We start from the raw sequence: 24,391 nt of genomic DNA on the forward strand, positions 1-24,391 counted from the left end.
CCGGCGCCTACCAGTGGGCGCTCGGCGCGCACAGGTGCGCCGCCCGCCCCGTCTCCTGGAGGGTGTCGGGCGGTGGCGTCGCCTCGGCTGTGTCGTGCTCCGTCCTGTGGTCCCTCCACTCGCTGGGCGACATCCCGTACCTGGCACGGAAGCACCTGCTGAAGTGGGCGGCGGTGGCGAAGCCCCAGCGCTGGGCCACTGCCTGGACCTTCGCCGTACCTCCACCGCGGCCCAGTTCCCGTCGGCATTCCTCCAGGCGGCGCTGCTGTATCCAGCGGCTGAGCGTGCCGTTCTCGCCCGTGAAGAGCTTGTACAGCCTGCGCACGGAGATGTGGTGGGCCTCGGCGATGGCGTCCGGGCGAAGCCGGGGATCCGGAAGCCTGGAGTTCACCCAGCGCCGGATCTCGTCCACCGCCCGGCGGTCGGCGTCCGAGAGGCCGCTCGCCCCGGGGCAGGCGTTCCGTTCGGCCTCCTCGGCCACCAGGCTGGTGAGCAGGTCCGCCGCCTGGTTCATCAGTCGCGTCGTCAGTCCGTCCCTTCCGGCTTCCGCTCCCCAGGGGCCCTCGGCCGTGGCCAGGGAGAGCAGCAGCGGGAGCAGCAGCGAAGCGACGCCCGTCGTCGCGTCGTACGCCCGGCCGGTCGTCCGGACCAGGACGTCGTCCGGGTAGGGCACCAGCGGGCGGGGCACGCGCAGCACTGCCAGGGCGCTTCCGGCCGTCCCGCTCACCGTGACCGGCCTGGCCGAATCGGCCAGGACCAGGCCGCCCGACGTCACCCTGCCCTCGTGTGCGCAGGAGAGGCCGCCCCGAAGCGGACCACAGACCATGATCTCGCGCGCGTCCGGGTCGTCGGCCGGCCTCATCGGCAGAGTGAGCGCGCGGGTCGGTTCGTCACCGGGAACGACGCTGATCCGTACGTACGGCGGCCGTCCCGGATCCACGGGGTGGACGACCGGACGGGCGCTCAGGTGCGGGCCCGCTTCGTGGCGGGAAGGCGCAGGGGACGGCACCGTGGGCTCCTCCGGATGTCGTGCGCGACGGATCGTGCCCCACTCTCGGCGTGCCTCGGCTCGGGCACGTAGGTCGGATGACTGACGCCCGAGGCAGGTCAGTTCACGGCGGCACGCTGCGCGTCCCTGGGCCGCTCCGGGCCGGGAAGGTCCTCCTCCGGGGCACGCGCGCGTCTCCACTGGCGCGGCGGCATGCCGAACACCCCCTTGAAGGCGCGGCTGAAGTGGGCGGGACTGTGGAAGCCCCACCGGCGGGCGACGGTCGAGACCGTCGGGCTGGAGCGTTCTCGGCGTGTCAGTTCCCTGGCGCACTCCTCGACGCGGCGCCGCAGGATGAGCCGCCCCACCGTCGTGCCCTCCCCTTCGAAGAGCCGGTGGAGGTAGCGCACCGAGATGTAGTGGGCTTCGGCGATCCGTTCCGGTGACAGATCCGGGTCGCGCAGGTTCCGGTCGATGTAGTCGCGGACGCGCGGCACCAGGCGGGCGCGCGTGGTGGCCGGTGGCTCCTGGTCCCTTCCGAGCAGTTCGTCGGCGAGGAGGGCGATGAACTCCACGGTGTTCCCGGCGAGCAGGTCACCGGTGGCCGGAGTCACCTGCCCCGCGAGAAGGGAGAGGCGTTCGAGGTAAGGGATCAGCAGGCCGACGACACCGCTTCGCCCTTGCACGGCGCGTCCGGTGAGGCGGAACAAGTGGTCCGCGGGGTCGCCGAGCGTCTGCCGGGGGAGGGAGACCAACAGCATCCGGAAGGACTCCCGCTGGTCCAGGGTGAAGGGCCGGCGGGGGTCGACGAAGACCAGTTCTCCCGGCTCCAGCCCGGCGCTCCTTCCGTCCTGGGTGAGGAGTGCCGTGCCCGACTGCTGCAGAGCGACGGCGACCCGCTCGCCCGGACTCCGGGCGATGTGCCGGGGGGTGCGGCTCAGCTGGGACGGCCCCGCTTCGACGAGCAGCAGGCTCAGATAGCCGAGGTGGGTGATCGCTGGGGGCGGGACATCGACCGGGGAAGTGCGCATCACGAGCCGGACGGGGGCGATGAGGCTGTCGAAGGCGTCCTGCCACAGGCGTGGCGCCTCGCATTCTTGTCCCGCCGTCATGTCTCGAAGAACCTGTCCCACGCGCGCTCCTTGCTCTCGGACGCCGGCCGGTCGGCGAACTCGCCGCTCAGGGGGTGCGAACGGCCATGTGCGTTCCCTTTCATGCTTGGCGGCGCGAGAAGACCCCACATAGGTCATTTGACGTGCGGCCATGGACCCGGCTGGAGCGTCCGTCGGCCTCCTGGGACAAGAGGTGTGCACGGACGGGCAAGTACGGCCGGTACGGAGGGGAGGCAGGGCCCGTACCGGTCCGTAGGCTTGGGGCCGTTGCCCCGGCTGCCGCTGCAGCGGTCAGGAGCGGACCGGGCCCGACGGTTTCGTCAGCTCTTCCATCCCGGAATCGCGCCCAGGCGCGGGAGTGTGTCGTGGAACATGTAGCCGGGCCGCCTCCGGTCCTCGAACCCTTGGCCCAGGCCTTCGTCGAGGCCCACGCATGTCCGGGCGTGCCGGGCGGAGCGGGGCCCGTACCCACCGGCAAGGTACTCGCCGCCCTGCACGGGGAGGCGGACAGGACGCCGGACGTCGAGGAGGAGTGGCTGGCGCTCCCCGGCTGCGACGGGGAGCGCATCCGTGTGCGGATCCTGCGGCCGGCCGACAGCGAGGAACCCCTGCCGGTGGTGCTCTACCTGCACGGCCTGGGCTGGACCCACACGTCCGCCACCACGCACCAGCGGCTGCTGGAGGACCTGGTGCTGGGGTCGGACGCGGCCGTCGTCGTGCCCGAGTACGACCGTCCGCCGGCCGCTCGCTATCCGGTGGCCGTCGAGCAGAGCTACACCGTGGCCCGCTGGATCGCGGAACACGGTGCCGACTGGCGGCTCGACGGCTGCCGCATCGCCGTGGCCGGCGTCTCGGCGGGCGCCAACCTCGCCGCCGCCCTGACCCTGGTCGCCAAGGAACGCGGCGGCGTGGACTTCGTCCACCAGGTCCTGGTCTGCCCCGTCACGGACGCCACCGGGCAGACCGCGTCCTACCGGCACTTCGCCGAGGGGTACTTCCTCGGCAGCGCGGTCATGCGGTGCTTCTGGCAGAGCTACGCCCCCGACGCGGCACGACGCGGGGAGATCACCGCGTCGCCGCTGCTGGCCACCACGGACGACCTGCGGGGGCTTCCGCCGGCGCTGGTCCTGACCGCGGAGGCCGACGTGGTACGCGACGAGGGCGAGGCGTATGCGGCGAAGCTGAGGGCGGCGGGCGTCTCCGTCGTCTCCGCGCGCTACCACGGCACGATCCACGGCTTCATCCTCTTCGACATGCTCCGCGAGAGCGATGCGGGCCGCGCCGCCCGGACGCAGACCGTGGACACCCTCCACGTCGCCTTACACCGGGGGTGGTGAAGGGCCCGTCCAGCAGGGGTCGACAGGTGGGCGGATTCGCCGTGCAGCCTCGGGCAAGGCCTGTGCACGGGGTGCCGACCCACGCCACTCGAAGGGACATAACGTCCCGGTGTGCCGCCTCGCGGCGGTGCGCCGAACGTCTTCCGTCCCTCACGAAACGGGTTCTGCCATGCACGAGTTCCCTCCTGTCACCCCTGTCCTGGAGCCGGCCGCGGCGGCCTTCGCCGAGGCCACCGCCCAGCCGCCGTTCCTCTTCCAGATCCCCGTGGCGGACGGTCGCAAGGCCGTCGACGACGTCCAGTCCGGACCGGTGGACAAGCCCGACGTCGACGAGGAGTGGGTCACCGTCGCCGTCCCCTCCGGCGGCTCCGTCAAAGCGCGCGTCGTACGTCCCGCCGGCGTCCGGGGCGAGCTGCCCGTCATCCTCTACATCCACGGCGCGGGCTGGGTGTTCGGCAACGCCCACACCCACGACCGGCTGGTGCGGGAGCTGGCCGTCGGGGCCGGTGCCGCCGTCGTCTTCCCGGAGTACGACCTGTCGCCGGAGCACCGATACCCGGTGGCTGTCGAGCAGAACTGGGCCGTCGCCCGCTGGGTCGTGACCGACGGGGCCGGCAAGGGTCTGGACGCCACTCGCATGGCGGTCGCCGGGGACTCGGTCGGCGGCAACATGAGCGCCGCGCTCACCCTGATGGCCAAGGAGCGGGGCGGCGTTCCCCTGCTCCAGCAGGTCCTCTTCTACCCGGTCACCGACGCCTCCTTCGACACGGCCTCCTACCACCAGTTCGCCGAGGGCTACTTCCTGCGCCGCGACGGCATGCAGTGGTTCTGGGACCAGTACACGACCGACGAGGCCGAGCGCGCCCAGATCACCGCCTCCCCGTTGCGCGCCACCACCGAGCAGCTCACCGGCCTGCCGCCCGCCCTGGTCATCACCGCCGAGGCCGACGTCCTGCGCGACGAGGGCGAGGCGTACGCGAACAAGCTGCGGGCCGCCGGGGTCCCGGTGACCGCCGTGCGCTACCAGGGCATCATCCACGACTTCGTCATGCTCGACGCGCTGCGGGAGACCCACGCCGCCCAGGCCGCCATCGCACTCGCCGTGGACACGCTCCGGACCGCGCTCGCCAAGGACTGAACCGGCCCGGGCGGCGACGCCCGGCGGCAGGGGCCCGCCCCGCGCGGACGCCCCGGGGTACGCGGGCCGCCGGGCGTGCGTACCCCGCTCTTCCCGTTCCCCATCCGAGCAGGCAGGCAGCCCATGGACACCCCCGACAGCCCGTCGCCCGCCCCCGGCGGCCGGCACCACGAACCCGATCTGCGGGGCATGACCCGCATCAACCTCCGTCCGATCGCCTCACCGATGCCCCTCGGCTTCTACGCCGTCGCCATCGCCTCGGTCATCGTCGGCTGCTTCCAGCTCGGCGTCTTCGAGGAGAACGCGGACCGGGCCGTCGCCTTCGCCGTCCTGCCCGCCTTCGTTCTCCAGCTCCTCGTGGGCGTCCTGGCGTTCGGCGCTCGCGACGTCCTCGCTGCCACGCTGATGGCCTGCTTCTCCGGCACCTGGCTGGCCACCTCCCTGGTGCTGGCCCTCGACCCGCCGGGCGGCACGGCGGTGCTCGGCGTGCTGAACCTCGCCTTCACCGTGTTCGCCGCCCTCATGGCGAGCGTGGCCAGGGCCAAGCGGGCCCTGTGGCTCGTGCTGTGCGTGGCCGTCCCCCGGTTCGCCGTGGCCGCCGCCTCCCACCTCTCCGGCGTCGCCTGGCTGGGCACCCTCTCCGGTGTCCTCGCCCTGGTCCTGGCCGCCGCGGCCCTGTACGCGGCCTTCGCCCTCATGCTGGAGGACATGCGCGGCGAGCAGGTCCTGCCGATCGGCCGCAGCGGCCCGGCGCACCACGCCGTCGAGGGCGACCTCTCCGTCCAGCTGCGCAACCTCGAACGCGCGGCCGGTGTCCGTCGCACGCTCTGAGCCGCCCGGCCCCCTCCGCCCCGCGGCGGCGGCACCGGCGCCCCGTCCCAGGACCATGCTCCGAGGAGTCTCCGTGAGGCCCATCCAGCAACTCGTCACGGCGAAGGTGTCATCGCCGGACCATGGTGCGGCGCGGCTCGTGGTGGGGATCCGTCACGATCCCGGCGACCCGCTGGCGGTGCGGCTCGACTTCGCCCCCGCCGAAAGCCCGGACGAGGGCGGAGCGGCGACCTGGATCTTCGCCCGGAGGCTGCTGGAGGACGGTGTCGTCGGGGCCGCCGGCGAGGGCGACGTCCGGGTCCGGCCCGGCGACGCCGGCGAGACGGACGTCGAGCTGGTCTCCCTGTACGGCTCCTGCGTGGTGCGCTTCCGCACCGACACGCTGCGCTCCTTCCTCTCCCTGACCGAGACCCGGCTCCCCGACGCCTCCCCGCGGATCCGGACCGAGCTCGACCGGACGCTCAACGCCATCCTCGGGCGGCCCGTCTAGGGCCACCCACCGCCCTCCCCTGTCCCGTGCGGGGCTCGTCCGGCCCTGCCCCACTCCTCCCGAGAACGAGAGGCCCCGTCATGATGACGATGCCGGTCAGCGGTGTCACCCCCTTTCCCGATCTCGACAACGGCGACGCCGCGGACATCGTCGTCCGCAACGCCAAGATCCACACCGGCGATCCGGAGCGTCCCGCCGCGACGGCCCTGGCGGTCCGCGACGGCAGGATCACCGCTCTCGGTGACGAGGCGACGGTCGCACGGCACGTCGGGCCGCGGACGCGCGTGGTCGACGCGCTGGGCCGCCGGATGATCCCCGGCCTGAACGACTCGCACCTGCACGTGATCAGGGGCGGCCTGAACTACGTACTGGAACTGCGCTGGGACGGCGTGCCCTCGCTGCGGCAGGCGCTGGCCATGCTGCGCGAGCAGGCCGGCCGCACCCCCAAGGGCCAGTGGATACGGGTGGTCGGCGGCTGGACGGCCGAGCAGTTCGCCGAGCGGCGGATGCCGACCGTGGCGGAACTGAACGCCGCGGCCCCGGACACACCGGTCTTCGTCCTGCACCTGTACCAGTCCGCCCTGATGAACGGCGCCGCCGTACGCGCCGCCGGCTACACCCGCGACACACCGGACCCCCGGGGCGGGCAGATCGTGCGGGGCCGGGACGGGGAACCGACGGGGGTCCTGCTCGCCGCGCCCAGCGCGCTCGTCCTCTACTCGACGCTGGCGGCGGCGCCCACGCTGGGCGAGGAGGACCGGAGGACGTCCACCCGGCACTTCCTGCGGGAACTCAACCGGTTCGGCCTCACCTCCGCCGTCGACGCGGCCGGCGGGTTCCAGAGCTTCCCGGAGAACTACCGGACCGTCACCGAGCTGGCCCGCGCCGGGGAACTCTCGCTGCGGATCGCGTACCACCTCTTCCCGCAGACCGCCGGACAGGAGCTGGACGACCTGCGGCGGTGGATCGAGACCGTGCGCCCGGACGAGGGCGACGAATGGCTCCGGCTGAACGGCGCCGGGGAGAACCTGACCTGGGCTGCGGCCGACTTCGAGAACTTCTCCGAGCCCAGGCCCGAACTGACCGCCGGCTACGAGGCGGAGTTCGAGAAGGCCGTCCGGCTGCTCATGGAGAACGGCTGGGGCTTCCGGCTGCACGCCACCTACGACGAGACCATCCGCCGGGACCTGGCGGTCTTCGAGAAGCTGGCGGCGGACGGCCTCTTCCCGTCCGGCAACAGATGGCTCTTCGACCACGCCGAGACGGTGTCCCCGCGGAGCCTGGAGCGGATCGCGGCACTGGGCGGCTCGATCGGCGTGCAGAACCGCATGTCCTTCCAGGGCAAGGCCTTCGTCGACCGGTACGGCGCCGAGGCGGCCGAACGCACGCCGCCGGTCACGGAGATGCTGGAGCAGGGCCTGCGGGTGGCGGCGGGCACGGACGCGACCCGGGTCTCGTCGTACAACCCGTGGGTGGCCCTGCACTGGCTCGTCACCGGGCGCACCGTGGGCGACCTCTGCCTGTATCCGCCGGGCCGGCTGGTGTCCCGGGAGAAGGCGCTGGAGCTGTACACCCTCGGCGGCGCCCGGATGACGGGCGAAGGCGAGGTGAAGGGTCTGCTGCGGGAGGGTTTCCTGGCGGACTTCGCGGTCCTGTCCCACGACTACTTCGCCGTGCACGTCGACGACATCCCGCACATCGAGTCGGTCCTCACCGTCGTCGGCGGCCGGCTGGTCTACGCGGCGGCGGAGTATGAGGGCCTGGACGAGGCGGTCCCGCCCGTCAGTCCTTCCTGGAGTCCGGTGGCCCACTTCGGCGGCTACCAGGCGACTCCGCCGCCGGGCATCACGGGGGCGCGCCAGGCCGACCGCCTGGCGGAGGCGGTGGCGGAGTCGGAGCAGCACCGCCAGTGGCGGGTCGCCCGCGACTTCGCCCCCGAGAGCGGCCCTCAGGTCTTCGATCCCTGCTTCGTCCTCTGAGCGGACGACTCGGACGAGCCATGCAGTGCGGGAACAGTCCCGGCCACCCTGAGCAAAGCGCCAGGAACCCGTGCGGCCGTAGCTTCAAAGCAACAACAGGCTCTGTATTCAGTGGAGTTGACCACACGTCAGCTGCCTTAACACAGCCTGTTCCTCACGTGTTTCCTCTTGCCTTCTCGGCACTCCTCTCTTGGAAGGATCTGTCATGAACAAGATCGACTCCGTCAAGGCCGCCCCCAGCCCCGACCTGCTCACCCCCGACAACGCGATGATGCTGTTCGTGGACCACCAGCCGCAGATGTTCTTCGGCGCGGCCAGCTCGGACCGGGCCGGGGTCATCAACGCCACCGTCGGTCTCGCCAAGGCGGCCACCGTTTTCGACGTCCCCGTCGTGCTGTCCACCGTCGCCGCCGAGTCGTTCTCCGGCCCGCTTCTGCCGCAGCTGCGGGAGGTCTTCCCGAAGCACGAGATCGTGGACCGCACCACGATGAACGCCTGGGAGGACCCGGCGCTCGTCGAGGCGGTCAGGGCCACCGGCCGCAGCAAGATCATCCTCTCCGGGCTGTGGACCGAGGTGTGTCTCGTCCTGCCCGCCCTCTCCGCCCTCAGCCAGGGCTACGAGGTGTACGTCGTCGCCGACGCCTCCGCCGGCGTCACGCCCGAGGCGCACGAGCACGCCATGCAGCGCATGACCGCGGCCGGCGCCGTCCCGGTCACCTGGCTCCAGGTGCTGCTGGAGCTCCAGCGCGACTGGGCGCGCGGGGAGACGTACACCCAGACCCTCGACGTGGTGAAGGAGCACGGCGGCGCCTACGGCATGGGGGTCGTCTACGCCCAGTCCATGATCGACCCGTACGCCGCGGGCTGATCCCCTTACCGACGTCCACCACCCCAGGAGAGCACGACGATGGACATCGGTCTGCTGGTCCTGCGGCTTCTCGTCGGGCTTCTCGTCGCCGGGCACGGAGTGCAGAAGGTGAGCTTCCGGCTCGGCGGCAAGGGGCTGGCGGGCGGGGCCGCGGAATTCCGGGGCGACGGCTTCCGCGGCGGCGCCCTGACGGCCGTCGCCGCGGGCGGCGCCCAGATCGGGGCGGGGCTGATGCTCGCCGTCGGCGCCTTGACCCCGGCCGCCGCGGCCGGGGTCATCGGCGTGATGACCGTGGCCCTGACCGTGAAGCTGCCGCACGGCCTGTGGGTCCAGAACGACGGCTACGAGTACCCGCTGGTCCTCATGGTCCTGCCCGCGGTCCTCACCCTCACCGGCCCCGGTCGCTGGTCCGTGGACGCGGCCCTGGGCCTGACGCCCTGGCCCGTCTGGTGGGCCCTCGTCGCCGTGACCGGCGGAGTGGGAAGCGCCCTGGTCGTCCGTGCGCTGCTCCACCGTCCCGCGCCCACGAGTCCCGGCGCCGGGCCCCGTACCCGCCCCTCAGACATCCGGAGTGGAACATGACGGCTCCCCCGTCCCTCGACACCCCGCCACCGCACCAGAGCCGGAAGACGGAGGAGGTACAGGCGTTCGACACCGTGCAGCACGTGGGCATCGGCCTCTCCCACGACGGCCGGCTGTACTCCTGCCGACGCCTCAACCTCCTGCTGGCCGACGCGCAGATGCTGTACGCGCTCTACAAGAAGCACCACTGGCTCATGCGGGGGCCCACCTTCCACCAGCTGCACCTGCTGCTGGACCGGCATGCGGAACAGCAGTTGGCGATCGTCGACCTCCTCGCCGAACGCGTCCAGAGCCTCGGCGGCGTCGCCGTCGGAGACCCACGCCACGCCGCCGAGATGACCCGTGTCCCCCGCCCACCCGACGGCGTGGAGAAGGTGCCCGCCATGCTGTCGCGTCTCCTGGCGGCACACGAGACGATCCTCGTCGACGCCCGGGACGCGGCACGTCGGGTGGCGGACCTGGGCGACGCCGGCAGCGAGGATCTGATCGTCTCCGAGGTCATCCGGACCGGTGAGACGCACATCTGGTTCCTCGGCGAGCACCTGGTCGACACCCCGCTGACCCGCGCCTGAGAGGCCTGTTCCGCCCCCCTCGTTCGACGAACCCCGCACAGAAAGCGCATACGCATGTTCCCTGCCCAGCCCCTGTCAGCGAAGGGCGTCTCGCGGCGCGCGGCTATCACGGCCGGTGCCGCCACGGTCGCATCGCTCGGCATCGGGACCGCCGCCGCGAGCCCCGCCGCCGCCCAGGACCGTGCCCTCTCCGGGAAGCCCCGGCCCACGATCGTCCTGGTCCACGGCGCGTTCGCCGACGCGTCGAGCTGGTCACCCGTCATCGAACGGCTTCAGGACCGCGGTCACCAGGTGCTCGCCCCGGCCAACCCGCTGCGCGGACTGCACCACGACGCCGCCCACATCGCGGCCGTCCTGGAAAGCGTAGAGGGCCCCGTGGTCCTGGCCGGCCACTCCTACGGCGGAGCGGTGATCACCCAGGCCGCCGCGCGCATCCCCGGCGTCCGGGCACTCGTCTACGTCGCGGCGTTCATGCCTGACGCCGGTGAGGTGCTCGGCGAACTGTCGGCCCGATTCCCGGGTTCGCAGCTGGCACCGGCGCTCACCCAGGTGGCCTCCCCCGCGCCCGACGGCTCCCCCGGCCTCGACCTCTACATCAGGACCGACCGTTTCCACCAGGTCTTCGCCCAGGACGTGCCGCGCGACACCGCCCGCACGCTCGCCGCCGTCCAGCGTCCGCTGAGCGCCACCGCCTTCGGCGACCAGGCGACGACGGCGGCCTGGCGCGCTCTGCCGTCCTGGACGCTGATCGCCACCGAGGACCACGGCATCCCGCCGGAGCTCCAGCGCTTCCAGGCCCGGCGCGCAGGCTCGCACACGGTCGAGGTCCCCAGCTCACACCTGCCCCTCCAGAGCTTCCCGCACGCGGTGACCTCGCTGATCCGATCGGCCGCCGACGCCGTCCGGCGCTGACGGCGCCCCACTCCCGAAGGACTCTTCCGTGTCACTACCCTCCGACAACTCCTACGCCCGTGACCTCGCCCAGGTCGAACGGGCCAACGCCGACGGCCGCGTCCCCGTGGTCTTCGTCCACGGCCTGTGGCTCCTGCCCACCAGCTGGGAGCGGTGGGCGTCCGTGTTCGACGCCGCCGGTTTCGTCCCGGTCATGCCGGGCTGGCCCGACGACCCCGAGACGGTCGAGGAGGCCAACGCCCACCCCGAGGTCTTCGCCGGCAAGAGCGTGGGCCAGGTCGCCGACCACTTCTGCGACCTCGTGCGGAAGCTCGACCGCAAGCCGGTGGTGGTCGGGCACTCCTTCGGCGGCCTGATCACGCAGATCATCGCGGGCCGCGGGCTGTCCCGTGCCTCGGTGGCCATCGACCCGGCCCCGTTCCGGGGCGTGCTGCCCCTGCCCCTGTCCTCCCTGCGCGCGGCCAGTGCGGTGCTCGGCAACCCCGCCAACTACCACCGGGCCGTGCCGCTCACCTACGAGCAGTTCCGGTACTCGTTCGCCAACGCCGTCACCGAGACCGAAGCGCGCGAGCTGTACGAGACCTTCGCCGTGCCGGCGTCGGGCGAGCCGCTGTTCCAGGCCGCGGTCGCGAACGTCAACCCCTGGACCGAAGTCAAGGTGGACACCCTGAACCCCGACCGGGGCCCCCTCCTCATCCTCTCCGGGGACAAGGACAAGACCGTTCCGTGGGCCATCGCGAACGCCTCGTACAAGAAGCAGGTGCGCAACGAGTCCGCCGTCACGGAAATCCAGGAGATCCCGGGGCGGGGCCACGCCCTCACCATCGACAGCGGATGGCGCGAGGTCGCAGAAACCGCCCTCGCCTTCCTCAGCCGCCACGTCGACGCCACGGGTTCGGAGGCGACATGACCACCGGCTGACCCCCGCACCACTCCGAGCGGCCGGTCCGGACCTCTGCGTCCCGGACCGGCCGCTCCGCGTTTTCCGCCCCGCCCCTCGACGGATCCACTCTCCGAAGAACGGGCGGAAGAGTCCGAAGAGTCACCCCCGCGGCCCAGGGCTACGGAGTTCCGGCCGGTGAACACGGAGAACTCTGGCCCGTGGCTGCAGGGCTTTGGCCTGTAGGTGCGCGACCGCCGGTTCGGCTCCGCCCGCGACCTAGCGTCGAAGCGTCGTGGGAGCGCGCCCGCGCCACGGTTCGACGCAGTCACGGTTCCCAAGGAGCGGCACGATGACGTCCGACGGCACCGCGGGGGCACCATCCCGGCTCGGTACGTCGCTGACCGGGCGCGCTGCCCCCTGGGCAGCCCTGCGGAACGCCCTGCTCGCAGCCCCGGTCGAAGGGCGGGCGCTGTGGCTGCGCGGAGAGGCCGGCATCGGCAAGACCGCGCTGCTGGACCAGGCCGTCTCCTTCGCCTCGGAACAGGGGATGCGCGTCCTGCGCGCCGCCGGCACCGCGCCAGAGTCAGGCGTGGCCTTCGGTGTCCTGCGCCGGCTGGTCCAGCCTCTGCTGGACCGGCAGGACGTGCTGACCGCTTCCCTGCGCCACTGTCTGGAAGAAGCCGCAGCAGGCGCGCCTCCCGCAGGTCCGGCCGTCGCCGCCGCCACCCTGGCGCTGCTCAGCGGGATCGCCGACGAACAACCCCTCCTCCTGGCCGTCGACAACCTCCCATGGGTGGATGCGCCCAGCGCCGGGGTTCTGGCCTTCCTCCAACGCAGACTCACTGCCGCGCCGCTCGTCCTCATCTGTGCCCTGCGCGCGGAGGACGCATCGGGCCTGGACACCACCGGTGCCGAGGTCTGGGACCTCGCTCCCCTGACCCCCGCCGAATCGGCGGCGGTCCTGCGCCACCGCCGTCCCGACCTCCCGGCGAAGACCCGAGCCCGTCTGGTACGGGAAGCCGTCGGCAACCCGCTGGCTCTGGTGGGGAGCGCCGCTGGACCGGGGTGCTCTCCCGACGCGTGTCAGGTTTCAGCGCCGACCGCACTGTCACCAGGCGAACAGCTGGAGCACGACTTCGCCCTCCGACTGAACGCCCTGCCTCCAGGGACTCGGTTCCTGCTGCTGCTCCACGCGCTCGCGGGCCACGAGGAACGCAGTATCCGCCTGGCGCTTGAGGCCGCGGACGCCGCCGGGGCGGCGGCATCGGAAAACACGCTGGTGACGGCCGAGAGGTCCGGCCTGGTCCGGCTGCAGCACGCCCGGCTGACCTTCCTGCACCCTCTCGTCCGCACATCGCTGGTACGGACGGCCTCCTCCCCGGACCTGCGCCGCGCCCACGCGGCCCTGGCCGCCGTACTGCCCCATGACGACGAACGGCGTGCCACCCACCTGGCAAGCGCCGTAGCGGGTACCGACGACGGCGTGGCGGACCACCTCGTGGAGGTCGCCCGCCGCACGATCCGCCGCGGCGGTCACCACGAAGCCGCAACGCTCCTGGAGCGTGCCGCGCGGCTGAGCGCACGACCGGAAACACGTGGCGCCAGGCTCACGGCCGCCGCCAACGCGGCGGCCATCGGCGGACAGCCGGCCATCGCCGCCCGCCTGCTGGCGGAGGCCGAGGCCAACGGCGTAGCCGCCGACAGCCGGCCCCTGTGGGAACTGACCGACGCCTACGTACGGTTCGAGGTCGACGGTGACTACTCCCCCGCTGCTGCCCGTCTCCCGACGCTGCTCGCCCGTCTGCCCGCCTGCACCACGACGGCGGACGACGCCGTACCAGAGACCCTCCACTTCCTGCTTCACCTGACGGCTGCCTTCTCCGGGGATCCGGCGCTCCAAGACGCTCTGCGCGCGGAACTGCCTTTCCACGGGGCCGTCGCACGGTTCTGCTTCGACCTCTGGAACCGGCCCGCCCGCCAGGCCCCCGGCGACACGCGGCGTCTTCGGCGCCTGATCGCAGCACTTTCACCCGAGGAGGAGACACAGCAGGCCTGGCAGCTGCTGTGGATCGCGGCTGCCCTCGACTGTGTGGGCGAGCACGCCCAACTCTGGCACCGCGTGGTCCAACAAGCGCCTTACCTGACTCAGGCGCACGTGAGCCTCGCCACCTGCGGGGACGACTATCTGCGGGGCCGATGGGACCGCTGCATCTCCGTCTCCCGCCAGGGCGCGAACACGGCTCGCGAGCAGGGCTGCGGATTCCACGCGCGTCTGTTCCGCCTCACCGAGGCCTCGGCGCACGCGGCCCGTGGCCGGCAGACGGACGCAGAAGCGGTCCTGGAACGGATCGAGCCCTGGGCGAGGGAACGCGGCCAGTCCTACGTCCTGCGCAGGATCACCGGCATCCGCGCCGTCCTCGCCCTGTCCCTGGGAGAGGACGAGACCGCGTACTCCCTCGCGGCCCTCCTCACCCCGCCGGGTACGTTCGCCGAACAGGAACCGCATGCCCCGCACATGTTCCTCACCTTGGTCGAGGCAGCGGTACGAACCGGGCGGCGCGCTGAGGCGCTGCGCCACGTCGCGGCGGGCCACGCCATCGGCATGGGAGACGTCGGCCCCCGCCACGCCTTCCTGCTGGCGGCCGCCGAGGCGATGGCCGCCGAAGGTGAGGACGTACATACCCTCAGCGAGGCCGCCTACGCGATGCCGGGAGCGGACGCATGGCCCTTCGAGCTGGCGCGCCTGCACCTGCGCCACGGCGTGTGGCTGCGGCTCGCCCATCGCCCCGAGCAGGCCCGTCCTCACCTGCTGACCGCGCACACGCACTTCACCCGGCTAAAGGCGGAAGCCTGGGAGCTCAGGGCCGCGGAGGAACTCCGGGCTGCCGGCACCGTCGTCGCGCGAGCCCGGCCGACCGAGGTCTGGCGGTTGTCCCCCCAAGAGCTTCGCATCGCGCGGCTCGTGGCATCCGGGCTGAGCAACGGACAGATCGCCGAGCGGCTGAAGGTGTCACCGCGCACGGTGGGGACCCATCTCTACAAGATCTTCCCGAAGGTCAACGTGGCCTCCCGCGCGGCCCTGGCGCACGCGGTGCGCGAAGCGTACGCCCCATGAACGGCCGCCTCGCCCGCGAATTACGGGAGCGCCAGTCCGGAAGACATGCGGCAGGCGGCGTTCGCCTCCCCGGGTCAGGCGAGGGGCCGAGGGCCCGTCCCCTGCCTCGCCTGCTGCCGCCACTCCCGCGGGGTCACGTCGTAGGCGGACCGGAACCGGCGGGTGAAGTGGCTCGGGCTGGAGAAGCCGCAGCGTGCCGCGAGGGCCGCGATGGTGAGGCCCGCGTGATCGGGGGAGGCCAGCATCCGCCGGGCGGTGGCGAGCCGCTCGTTGATCACCCACTGTTCCAGGCTCAAGTCGGCGTCGCGCAGCACCTGGTAGAGATGCCGGACCGAGACCCCGTGCGCGGCGGCAATGCTCTCCGCGCAGAGGGCAGGGTCGGTGTGGTGCCGACGGACGTGGGCCATCACCCGGGTGAGCAGGGTCTCGTCCATCACCGACCGCACGGCCGGCGTCCGGGGGTCGTGCGCCGCGGATACCAGGAGCGCGCGGACCAGGTCGGCGGTGGCACCTGCCAGTGCGGTCGCACCGGGGTCCCGGGCCAGTCGGCCCGGATTCCGCCACATGCCACGCAGGTGGCGAAGGACGAGGTCGTGGAGCGGACTCGCCCGCAGCTGGAGGGAGGCCCTCACCACCGTCTCGACGGGCAGGCCGATCCGCTCGACGTCGAAGACCGTGGCCTGCGAGCCCCCGTTGCCCGACCATCCGTAGACGCGGGGCGAGAGCTCGTGGAACACGCAGACGTCATCGGGTCCGAAGGTCATCCGCTGACCGGCGACCTCCGCCCGGCCCGTTCCCCGGTGTTGGAGCGACACCGACACGACCGGGTTGCTGCGCTGACTGCGGATGTGCGCGGGTGTGCGGTGGGCCTCGAAACCGCTGTTGTACGTGGAGAACATGGGCAGTTCCCCGACGTTCCACAGCTCCATCCGGGCATGGACGCCCTCGGGGGTCTTCTCATGGGCGATGTGGTTGGGCACCGACTCGTTCGTCATCCCGTGGCGGAAGGCCTCCAGCCGTTCGGCGGGAGGCAAGGCGTCAGTGTCCAGCAGCAACAACGTTCCTCCACCTGTATGGCATGGCTCGAAACCTAATTCTCTCCACGCTCATGGCCGTGCTCAAGACACTTCGGAAGTGGATGCCCTTCCACGGACCGGGCTCGCCTGCCGGACGGTCGCGCGGAGCCGCGGAACGAGGCCGTCAGACAGGTCGGTGCCGCGTTGCCGGCGGCCCTGTGCAGATCAAGGCCATCGAGGCCCAACGGGCATGGACTGAGCGGCATTCCGTCGTCGGATGAGCCGCGAGAAACAACCGGTAGTGCTCGCTCCGGGCTGGGCGCAGCACAACGGTCGCTTCCGACACGAGGCCGTGGCGGAGTGACTCGAGGACGGTGGGCCCGTCCTCGGCTGTGACTTCGGTGTGGAAGATCCATGGTCAGGGACCCACGACGCGCGTTCGCACGACAACCGACGACGCACCCGCTCTCGTCGGAAGGGGCACGAACCGCTTGGCGCTCGCCGAAGGCTCCCGCCGGGACGGACCGTCCAGCACGCGCACCACACGATCACGCTCCTCGGTCGAAAGGCGAGCCAGCAGGGCCACGACCCTGTCCAGCTCGTCCGCATCCGACGTCACCGATCACCCGCCAGGTCGAGATCACGCTCGGACGCCTCGGCAGAGGTATGCACCGGCTTCGGCCGGCGCCACGGATGAGCGATCGGCTGGGACACACTCCGCCACCAGGCGTCCGCGGGCACCTTCCCCGCCGGCTCGAACGGCTCACCGGGACGGGGAAGCGCCACCGCCACAACTTCAGTAAAGCCCGAGGACTGACTTCAGGCCCTCGGCGGGGCCCTGAAAGGTCACGGACGGCGCCCCCGGGCTGCTGCGGGTACAGCCTCACCGACCGCGCCCGTTCCCTGGCCTGCGGTCTCCGAGTCAGAGGTTCGCGGCCTACTGCCGGTGCATCTCTGACTCAAGTCACCAGCCAGCCCACTCGTGTTGGTCTGGGACCCGCTGGTCGTCCACTGGGACGGCAACAGGTTGCGGATCGGGTCTCAGGAACCATGTCGATGGCGGCGCCACACGTCAAGCCCCGAGGCGGACACAGTGGGGTGCGTGCCACTGGAGAGAGCGGCGGGTCGTAGCTGATGCGCGAAGCCTGCTTCGACCTTGATCAATGTCTGCGAGGCAGCCTTGGGGCGGCTCGCGAAGCTTCATGATGAACGCTTCTTGGTGGTCGAGTGCTCCGCGACAGGGCGGGCACAACGTCGTGCACGAGGACGCCGTTGGAAATGTCCTCCGCAATCCAGATGGGGCTGTCACCATCGTCGTCGTAGGAGTTCGGCCTGGACCTCATCCAGGCCCAGATCCTGCCGTCGGCCCTGCGCGGTCTGAATGCCGACGGGCCCGGTATGCGCGGTAGCCGTCAAGCGGTCGACTGCGCACCGGGCCCGCCCGTCCTGCAAGGGTCAGTTCTGTTCTTCGTCGCCGCGTGCGGCGCGCACGGCGAAGAACCACGAGGCTGCGAAGATGACCGCCGAGCAGGCGAACATCGCAGCGCTCTCCCGCGCTCCTCTCATGACCCAGAACGCGATACCTGCTGCGAAGGCCAGGACGGCCAAGACCGGCATGATCTTGGCGTTGCTGCGGCTTTCGTTCACCTTGTTCCACTCCCTGCGCGGGGACGTCGGGGCGCTGCTCGCGAGTGCAGGCGCGGCAGCGCCCCGATTCCTGATGGCTGTGCTGTTACCGGACCTGGTCAGACCGGTGGGTAGGTGCTACCACCAGCGTCGCGAGTACCAGTTCCGCTTGCGGTGGGAGGCGGGCTTGTACGTGGCGTGACGGCCGCTTCCCGGGAGCCATCGTCGCAGCCCGGCCTTGAGTCCCCATCTGCCGATGGCGCCGAGAGCCGCGCCGCCTCCTCCGAAGCCCGCGGCGCCGGAGATGCCGGCCCACATGATCTCGCTTCGGGTGGACCTGCGGTTTCCCGCCCACTGAGCGCCCGCGCTGGCGGCTCCGCCGGCGATGACCGCGCAGGCGGCAGCGGCTGTTCCGAAGGTCACGAGCCCACAGCCGACGCCGGTGAGGCCACCGGCGATCCAGACGCGGTTCCTCTTGACCCAGCGTCCGACGCCGCTGCGCTTGAAGCGCTTCCACTTCTTCTTGAACCAGCCCCACTTGCCGTCGAGGTCGTAGCTGTTGAGCGGGTCCGCGTGGACGTAGTCGTAGGCGTTCGCGTTTCCGCCGTAGACGGGGTCGAGGGAGAGGAAGCGGCCGGTGGCCGGGTTGTAGAGCCGGACGCCCATGAGGGTGAGGCCGGTGAGGGTCTCCGTGGAGCGCTGCTTGGCGCCGAGCCAGTTGTAGCGCGTGGCGGGCTGACCGGCGCGGGGGTTGCCGTACTCGTCGCTGTCGAGGGCGGCGGGTGCCTGGCTGGTGTCCAGCGGGAGCTGGAGCGCTACGTCTCCGTGGATGGTGTGAGCTGCAGGACGGTGTCGCCGGTCTTGCCGGTGGTGGCGGCGAGGTCGCCCGAGGCGGATTCGACGTTGCGTGTGAGGGCGCCGGTGGCGGTGTCCTCCACGATCCAGCGGGGGTTGTCGCCGTCGCCGTCGTAGTGGTTCGGCTTGGAGCCCGTCTGGGTCCAGGTGCTGCCGTTGCCGGTCTCGGTCTTGAAGGACCGGAAGCGGCGGGCGGCGTCGAGCTGCCAGGTCCGCCGGGTGCCGTTGGCGGTCTGCTGGTGGACGAGGTCGTTGGTGTAGTAGCCGACCGTCCCGCTGCCGGGGACCGAGGTGGTCCGGCCGAAGGCGTCGTAGACGTAGCCGGTGTCGACGAGGCGGTCGGCGCTGTCGTAGGTGTGGCTGGTGGTGGTGCCTCCGGTGGTGGGGCAGTCGGCGCCGGGGGTGCCCGTCGCGCGTGCGAGGGACTTGCGGTTGGTGCGGTTGTCGAAGGTGTAGGTCCGCTTGGTGCAGACGGTGTCGGTGGTGTCTTCGACGGTGGTCAGGCGGCCGGTCGCGTCGTAGCCGTACTTCTGGTCGGACCAGCCCGCGTGAGTGGTGACCTGACCGTGGACGGATTCGGTCACGGTGTCCGCGTAGACGATCGCGCCGTCGCTGTCACGCGTGTAGGTGCGCTTGAGCTGGCTGCCGGTGGTGTCCTCGGTGCTGGTGAGGGTGTAGCCGCCGGGCAGCTTCTCCGTCGCGACGGAGCCGTCCGCGTCATAGGCCGCCTGGAAGACGCCGGCGATGGAGTCCGTGGTCCTGGTGGCCAGGCCGCGGGGCTCGGCCGTGTGGTCGTAGGTGTAGGTGACGGTCGAGGGCGCGTTGTCCGTGACCTTCACCGGCCGGTTCAGCAGGTCGTACTCGGTGGTGGTCACGCCGTCGTCGGCGTCCGTGTAGGACGTCTGGCGGCCGAGCTTGTCGTACGCCTTGGTGATGGTGCCCCCGGTCGGGGAGACCGTCCTGACGATGCGCCCGGTGGCCGGGTCGTACTCGTTGGTCGACTCCGGTACCGCCTGGCCGATCCCGCCGGTGACGGCGACCTTGGTGGCGCGGCCGGCGTTGTCGTAGGTGGTCGTGGTGGTGCGGGTGCTGCCGTTGGCGGTCTCGGAGACCTTGGCGGGGCCGCCCCACCAGCTGTACTCGGTGGTGGTGGTCGGCAGCTGGGTGGGGTTGGAGCCGCCGCCGGTGATGGCGCCGGCGGGTCCGGTGGAGCAGACCAGGTCGGCCCACTCGGGGCGGCCCTGGCAGGTGCCGGTGCCGGTCGCGGACCAGTACGTGGTCACGCGGGTGCCCGCGTCGGTGCCGGTGGCTCCGGGCAGCCGCTGCTTGATGACGCGGCCCTGGGCGTCGTACTCGGTGGTCTCGGTGATCGAGAGACCACCGGGGTCCTTGATCGTCTGGGTGGGCATGCCCTTGGCCCAGTCGTACACGGTCTGGGTGGTGCGGGTCTCGCCGTGGATGCCGGGGTGCTCGCGCACCTCCGCTCCGGTGGTGACCTTGGTGATCTGGTCCTTGACCTTGGCCGTGCCGTCGGTGGGACGTCCGGCGTCGTACTCGTTGACCTTCCGGGAACGGGCGGTCACCGACGTGCCGGCGGAGACGAGCGTCGTCGTTCCGGACTTCAGGTCGGCGGTGAGCTCGATCCGGCGCAGGGGGCCGAGCTCCTCCAGTTCACGCATGCCGGTGCCGTCGTAGACCGACTTGATGGCCAGCAGGTCGGCCCGGTCGGCGCTGGTGAGCAGGCCGATGCCGAGCTCGGACTGGGCGGCCTTGTCGGCGGCGCCGATGCCCAGGGCGATGGCGCGGTTGCCGGCGGACAGTTCGCGGACGGTGTTGCCGAAGCGGTCGTACTCCGTGGTGGTGATGTGGCCGCCGGGCGTGGCGCTGTTCACCGAACGGCCGGAGACGCCCATGTACGTGACCTCGGCGCGGGTGTACGAGCCGGAGGTCAGTGCGCTGCCGTCGTGGGAGGCGGGTACGGCGTCGGCGGGGAAGACGGCGGTCGCGTCGGTCGGGGCGTCCAGCTGTCCCCAGGCCTTCACGTCCGCCGCGCCCATCTTGTAGGGGGCGGTGGTGCCGGTCAGCGGCACGTCGTACACGACCGAGGCGGACGCGGTGCCGGACTCGACGTCCTTGGTGCCCTGCTGGAGGCCGGAGCGGGACGTCTTGAGGAGCATGCCGTCACCGGCGGTGGCGGCGTTGCCGGCCTTGCCGTAGGTCAAGGTCCAGGGCAGTTCCCCTGCGGGGGTCAGGCCGGTGACCCGGCCCGCTGCGTCGTAGGCGTACTCGGTCTTCAGGGAGGGGCTGATCTGCGGGTTCCATGCCTGGCGCAGTCGGCCGGACGCGTCGTAGGCGTACGTCTGCACGGCCTTGGAGGTGGCCGCTGCGGCACCGGGCTCGGTGGACCACAGCCGGATCTCCTTCACCTGGCCGGCGAAGTCACCGAAGGTAGTGTCGGTACCCGTGGTGGTGGTGGCGTAGACGAACTCCAGTGCCCGGCAGCCCTTGGTCGCCGGGGTCGCCGTACACGTGGCCGCGGTCGCGGCGGAGGTGGGGGCGATGACCCGCTTGGGCCGGGACAGCTTCTTGGTGTCCACGGTCACCGTCTCGGAGACGACCGTGACGGTGATGCGACCGTTGTCCGGACAGCTGCGCCGTTCGTCGTGCATTGATTTTCGCGGGTCAGGAGATCGGTGACTGGAAGACTCAGGTCCTGACGGGCCGCGCCGCGCGGAGAAGCCGCCATGTGGCGCGGGGGCACCTCCCCTGCGGACGGGCCTTCTCGAAGTCTCCGTAGGGCACGAGACGCGGTGGCAGCCCCACCTCCACCCAGTGGGCGCGCCCCGAGACGTGGTCCCACCCTTCGTTGGGGATGCGGATGTGATCGGTCCGGTCGTCCTTGTTCTTGGTGGTGATCTGCAGGACCTCCGCATGCCGCCACCGGGCCCTGAGCACGACGCAGTAGTGCGGCAGCGCTCCCCCGCCCTCGCGGAACGGCACCCTGGCCAGCCAGATCTGCCCGGCGACCGGCCGATGCCGACGAGTGCGGTCCCACCACCGCACGACGACCCAGAAGACGAAGGCGACGGCACCGGCCGCCAGGCCTTCCGCCAGCGCACGGGCGTTCCACGGGGCACCCGCGACGCGGGGCTCCACCCAGCCCACCACCACCGTCGCGATCACCGCCAGCACCAGGGCCCTGACCACTACCAGCCACCAGACGAACATGCGCCCGCGCCCGGCCAGGGCGGCCACCGCGAACGCCGTCAGCACCACCATCCCGTACAGGAAGGCGTGCTGGGCGAGGCCCTGCGCCCTCTGCGGCGGCGTCTGAGCGTCGAGCAGCGCCGCGAACGTGGCCGGTACGGCCAGGAAATGGCCCACGAGGCCCCACACCATGAACAGCCCCGCGGCCAGGCACCCCATGCCCGCCGGCGACCCCCCTCTACCGCTCAACACCCCTCCCCGGGAAGGCTTTTGAACCGAAGGATCACCGTAGGGCAAGGCGAGTGGCGCGGCCACCGCCGCAGACAGGAAGCAGCTCGTTCGGAGACCAGTCGTACTTGGCGCTGAAGGCCACAGCCGCCCAGGAACCCGGCCCACCGGACCGCACGATACCCAGATCATCTGCGGGTCCGGTGTTCGCCCGGGGTGCGTGAGGCCGCTGGTCGCGGGGTGGCGTCGAGTATCTACGTCTGCCCTGGGGGACGGACGGGATCCGGCCCGGGATCCGGTTCAGAAGTAGTGCTGGAGCAGGGTGGTGGCGTCGACGGTGCCGAGCAGGTGCGGCTGGTCGTCGGTGTAGTCGACGACCAGGACGACGGGGCTGCCGGTGCGTTCCATCACGGCGGCCATGTGGAGGGGTGAGGCGTCGGGGCTGACGACCGGTGGTGCGGACGGGCGCTGGGGCAGGACGTCGGCCAGGAGGAGAGCGTCGGCCCTGGCGCGCACCGTGTCGTCGAGTGCTTCGCCCACGACGGCGGCGAGCAGGGGGTCGTCCCGTACGGGGCGGGGCAGGGCGGCGTTGAGGATCGTGGCGGGTGGTACGGCGGTGAGGGGGTGTCCGTCCGTGCTCAGGACGACGAGGGCCGGCGCCCGCTCACGGATGAGGAGTCCCACGGCCTCGTGGAGGCGGGTGTCCAGGCGGACCGGGGTGCAGGGCCAGGCCAGGTCACGTGCGTGCATGCGGGACTTCTCCTCCCGTGTTCGCCTCCGCGCCGAGGGTTTTGTGGGGCGTGGTGCCGGTGTCGACGAGGTCGTCGACGTGGAAGAGGCGGGCGATGGGGACGTCGGTGCTGCTGTGGGCGATGATCGAGAAGGCGATGCAGACGGCGATGAGCGTGTACGCCTGCTGTCCCTGCGGGATGCCGGCCTGGAGGACGAGCAGTCCGTAGACGACCGACGCGAAGCCCTTCGGGCCGAACCACGCGGCCACGAGCTTCTCCCGGCGGTCGATCCGCGTCCCCCACAGGGACAGCAGCAGGGAACCGGGCCTGATCAGCACGATGGCGAGGACGGCGGCCGCGTAGCCGCCCCAGGACAGGTCGCCGAACAGCTGCGGGGTCAGCAGGGCACCGAAGACCAGGAGGGCGGCGAACTTGGCCAGCTCCGCCAGCGCCTCTCCCAGCGGCTCGAACGCCTTGTGGGACTCCGGTGCGACGGCGGCGAGGACCGCCCCGGCGGAGAAGGCGGCGAGGTAGGGGTTGGCGTGGGTGAGGTGGCAGGCCGCGTACAGGATGATCCCGGTGGCCAGCGGCAGCAGCGGCTGCAGCTTGGGCTCGGCGCCGAGATGCGGCAAGCGTACGAGCCCGTTGACGAGCAGCGGGAGCAGCACGCCGAAGGCGAGGCCGAGGCCGAGCTCCAGGGCGATGCTTCCGTACGACGCCTCCGCGCCGGCCGCGGTGGGTCCCGCGGCGGCGATGAGGACCAGGACCACCGGCAGGGCGAGCCCGTCGTTGATGCCGCTCTCGACGTTCAGCAGCTCCCGCAGCCGGGCCGGGACCTCCTTGCGGCCCACGATCGCGGAGGCGAACACCGGGTCCGTCGGCGCCAGGACCGCACCGACGAGGAACGAGGTCGTCCAGTCCAGGCCCACGAGGTAGTGGGCGACCAGCGCCATGCCGACACAGGCGAGCGGCATACCCAGGCCCAGCGCCCGGGCCGGGTTCCTCCAGTTGGCCCGCAGCTTGGCGAAGGAGACGTGCATGCCGTCGGTGAAGAGGACGGCGAACAGGGCGAGGTCGGCGGTCACCGACACGATCTCGCTCTCCGGCGTGATGTGGATCAGGCCGAGGAAGCCGTCACTGACCAGCGCCCCGCCGAGCAGGAAGAGAAGCGAGGTCGACAGGACGGTGCGGGCGGCGAGCCCGGACAGCAGGACCGCGACGAGCAGTGCGGCCCCGAAGACGGCGACGAGCACCATGAAGGAAGTCCCCCGATCGGCAGAAAAGACATGTGTCCCTTGCTCGCCGACCAGACTTCCCGGCACACCACGAGGAAACTTACACCTTCCCTACGCGGCATTGACAGAACCTTGACGCGCACGAAATCCCGGCCCTGGTTGCCGAGATCCGGCAATCACAACAAGGGGAGGGATCTTCTTACTACGCCACCCCGAGCCGGGCAGCTCCCCCGCGGATGCGGTGTCCGTACAGGTCGCCGGAAAGACCGGTCGGCGACGGTCGAGTCGACTCTGGAGCCCGTACGGCTCTGTCGGGCACGGCCGCGCAAGGGCGGTCGTGGTGCACGGCCAGGACCTGAGCTCATGCGTCCGCGCGGAACAGACTGATGCCACCGTTGACAAACAACTGCACGTACCCACATGACCAGCAGATCAGCCCGGTGGCCGACTCGTTCGCCCACGCGAGGTTGAAGAACTCCATCCCCGTGCTGTTGAGCTTCACCTCGCGCTCCCGGAAAACATCACCCCCGCACGTCAGGCAGCGAATCTCCCGGTTGCCGATCCGCGCGCGTACAGGCTTGGCCATGGCTCCCCCTTCACTTCCGTGATTCGGCAGCGGTTTGGCCGCCGCTCTGCGCCGTTTGCCATTGTGCGGCGGGGGCAGGAGCAGCCGCCTTGCCATCGGT

Annotated in this window: 19 protein-coding genes and 2 pseudogenes; 11 read left to right on the top strand and 10 right to left on the bottom strand. The window is 71.4% G+C overall.

Annotated elements, in window-relative coordinates:
• Positions 1-7: 7 nt before the first annotated feature.
• Positions 8-862, bottom strand: a complete 855-nt coding sequence (locus IE245_RS05320) for a helix-turn-helix transcriptional regulator (RefSeq protein WP_189945537.1) — start codon at positions 860-862, stop codon at positions 8-10.
• A gap of 245 nt (positions 863-1,107) precedes the next feature.
• Positions 1,108-2,100: a helix-turn-helix domain-containing protein gene (locus IE245_RS05325; RefSeq protein WP_189945538.1), complete on the bottom strand. Its 993-nt coding sequence runs from the start codon at positions 2,098-2,100 to the stop codon at positions 1,108-1,110.
• A gap of 365 nt (positions 2,101-2,465) precedes the next feature.
• On the opposite strand from IE245_RS05325, the gene IE245_RS05330 reads away from it, so the two are divergent.
• From IE245_RS05330 to IE245_RS05380, 11 genes are all read left to right on the top strand, one after another.
• Complete coding sequence (locus IE245_RS05330) at positions 2,466-3,437, top strand: alpha/beta hydrolase (protein WP_229851080.1); 972 nt, start codon at positions 2,466-2,468, stop codon at positions 3,435-3,437.
• Between the two features lie 169 nt (positions 3,438-3,606).
• Positions 3,607-4,575 carry an alpha/beta hydrolase gene (locus IE245_RS05335; protein WP_189945540.1) on the top strand — a complete coding sequence of 323 codons (969 nt, stop codon included), beginning with the start codon at positions 3,607-3,609 and terminating at the stop codon, positions 4,573-4,575.
• Positions 4,576-4,698: 123 nt separating this feature from the next.
• Complete coding sequence (locus IE245_RS05340; RefSeq protein WP_189945541.1) at positions 4,699-5,406, top strand: GPR1/FUN34/YaaH family transporter; 708 nt, start codon at positions 4,699-4,701, stop codon at positions 5,404-5,406.
• A 73-nt stretch (positions 5,407-5,479) separates the two neighbouring features.
• Positions 5,480-5,896, top strand: a complete 417-nt coding sequence (locus tag IE245_RS05345) for an SsgA family sporulation/cell division regulator (protein WP_189945542.1) — start codon at positions 5,480-5,482, stop codon at positions 5,894-5,896.
• 80 nt (positions 5,897-5,976) lie between these two features.
• A complete protein-coding gene (locus IE245_RS05350; RefSeq protein ID WP_189945543.1) occupies positions 5,977-7,875 on the top strand; it encodes an amidohydrolase in 1,899 nt (632 codons plus the stop codon).
• A gap of 205 nt (positions 7,876-8,080) precedes the next feature.
• Positions 8,081-8,743, top strand: a complete 663-nt coding sequence (locus tag IE245_RS05355; protein ID WP_189945544.1) for a hydrolase — start codon at positions 8,081-8,083, stop codon at positions 8,741-8,743.
• A 39-nt stretch (positions 8,744-8,782) separates the two neighbouring features.
• Positions 8,783-9,325, top strand: coding sequence for a DoxX family protein (locus tag IE245_RS05360; protein ID WP_189945545.1), 543 nt, complete (start codon positions 8,783-8,785; stop codon positions 9,323-9,325).
• Positions 9,322-9,897 carry a Dps family protein gene (locus IE245_RS05365; RefSeq protein WP_189945546.1) on the top strand — a complete coding sequence of 192 codons (576 nt, stop codon included), beginning with the start codon at positions 9,322-9,324 and terminating at the stop codon, positions 9,895-9,897. The genes IE245_RS05360 and IE245_RS05365 overlap by 4 nt, the downstream gene beginning before the upstream one ends.
• A gap of 54 nt (positions 9,898-9,951) precedes the next feature.
• Positions 9,952-10,809 carry an alpha/beta fold hydrolase gene (locus IE245_RS05370; protein WP_189945547.1) on the top strand — a complete coding sequence of 286 codons (858 nt, stop codon included), beginning with the start codon at positions 9,952-9,954 and terminating at the stop codon, positions 10,807-10,809.
• Positions 10,810-10,837: 28 nt separating this feature from the next.
• Positions 10,838-11,719, top strand: coding sequence for an alpha/beta hydrolase (locus tag IE245_RS05375; RefSeq protein WP_189945548.1), 882 nt, complete (start codon positions 10,838-10,840; stop codon positions 11,717-11,719).
• A gap of 322 nt (positions 11,720-12,041) precedes the next feature.
• Positions 12,042-14,807 carry a helix-turn-helix transcriptional regulator gene (locus IE245_RS05380; RefSeq protein ID WP_189945549.1) on the top strand — a complete coding sequence of 922 codons (2,766 nt, stop codon included), beginning with the start codon at positions 12,042-12,044 and terminating at the stop codon, positions 14,805-14,807.
• 74 nt (positions 14,808-14,881) lie between these two features.
• On the opposite strand, the gene IE245_RS05385 is transcribed toward IE245_RS05380, so the two are convergent.
• From IE245_RS05385 to IE245_RS05415, 8 genes and pseudogenes are all read right to left on the bottom strand, one after another.
• Entirely contained in the window at positions 14,882-15,862 is a 981-nt protein-coding gene (locus IE245_RS05385; RefSeq protein WP_229851081.1) for a helix-turn-helix transcriptional regulator, read from the bottom strand.
• Between the two features lie 576 nt (positions 15,863-16,438).
• Positions 16,439-16,612: pseudogene (locus IE245_RS36710) on the bottom strand (MBL fold metallo-hydrolase); the annotation flags it as partial.
• 666 nt (positions 16,613-17,278) lie between these two features.
• Entirely contained in the window at positions 17,279-17,470 is a 192-nt protein-coding gene (locus tag IE245_RS05390) for a hypothetical protein (RefSeq protein WP_030497917.1), read from the bottom strand.
• A gap of 117 nt (positions 17,471-17,587) precedes the next feature.
• Positions 17,588-20,931: pseudogene (locus IE245_RS05395) on the bottom strand (RHS repeat-associated core domain-containing protein); the annotation flags it as partial.
• 79 nt (positions 20,932-21,010) lie between these two features.
• Positions 21,011-21,730, bottom strand: a complete 720-nt coding sequence (locus tag IE245_RS05400; RefSeq protein ID WP_189945551.1) for a hypothetical protein — start codon at positions 21,728-21,730, stop codon at positions 21,011-21,013.
• Between the two features lie 309 nt (positions 21,731-22,039).
• Positions 22,040-22,489, bottom strand: a complete 450-nt coding sequence (locus IE245_RS05405) for a CBS domain-containing protein (protein WP_189945552.1) — start codon at positions 22,487-22,489, stop codon at positions 22,040-22,042.
• Complete coding sequence (locus IE245_RS05410; RefSeq protein WP_189945553.1) at positions 22,476-23,726, bottom strand: cation:proton antiporter; 1,251 nt, start codon at positions 23,724-23,726, stop codon at positions 22,476-22,478. The genes IE245_RS05405 and IE245_RS05410 overlap by 14 nt, the downstream gene beginning before the upstream one ends.
• Positions 23,727-24,066: 340 nt before the next feature.
• Complete coding sequence (locus IE245_RS05415) at positions 24,067-24,291, bottom strand: hypothetical protein (RefSeq protein WP_189945554.1); 225 nt, start codon at positions 24,289-24,291, stop codon at positions 24,067-24,069.
• Positions 24,292-24,391 lie beyond the last annotated feature (100 nt).

It is taken from the genome of Streptomyces roseolus (assembly GCF_014649855.1).
Taxonomy (GTDB): Bacteria; Actinomycetota; Actinomycetes; order Streptomycetales; family Streptomycetaceae; genus Streptomyces; species Streptomyces roseolus.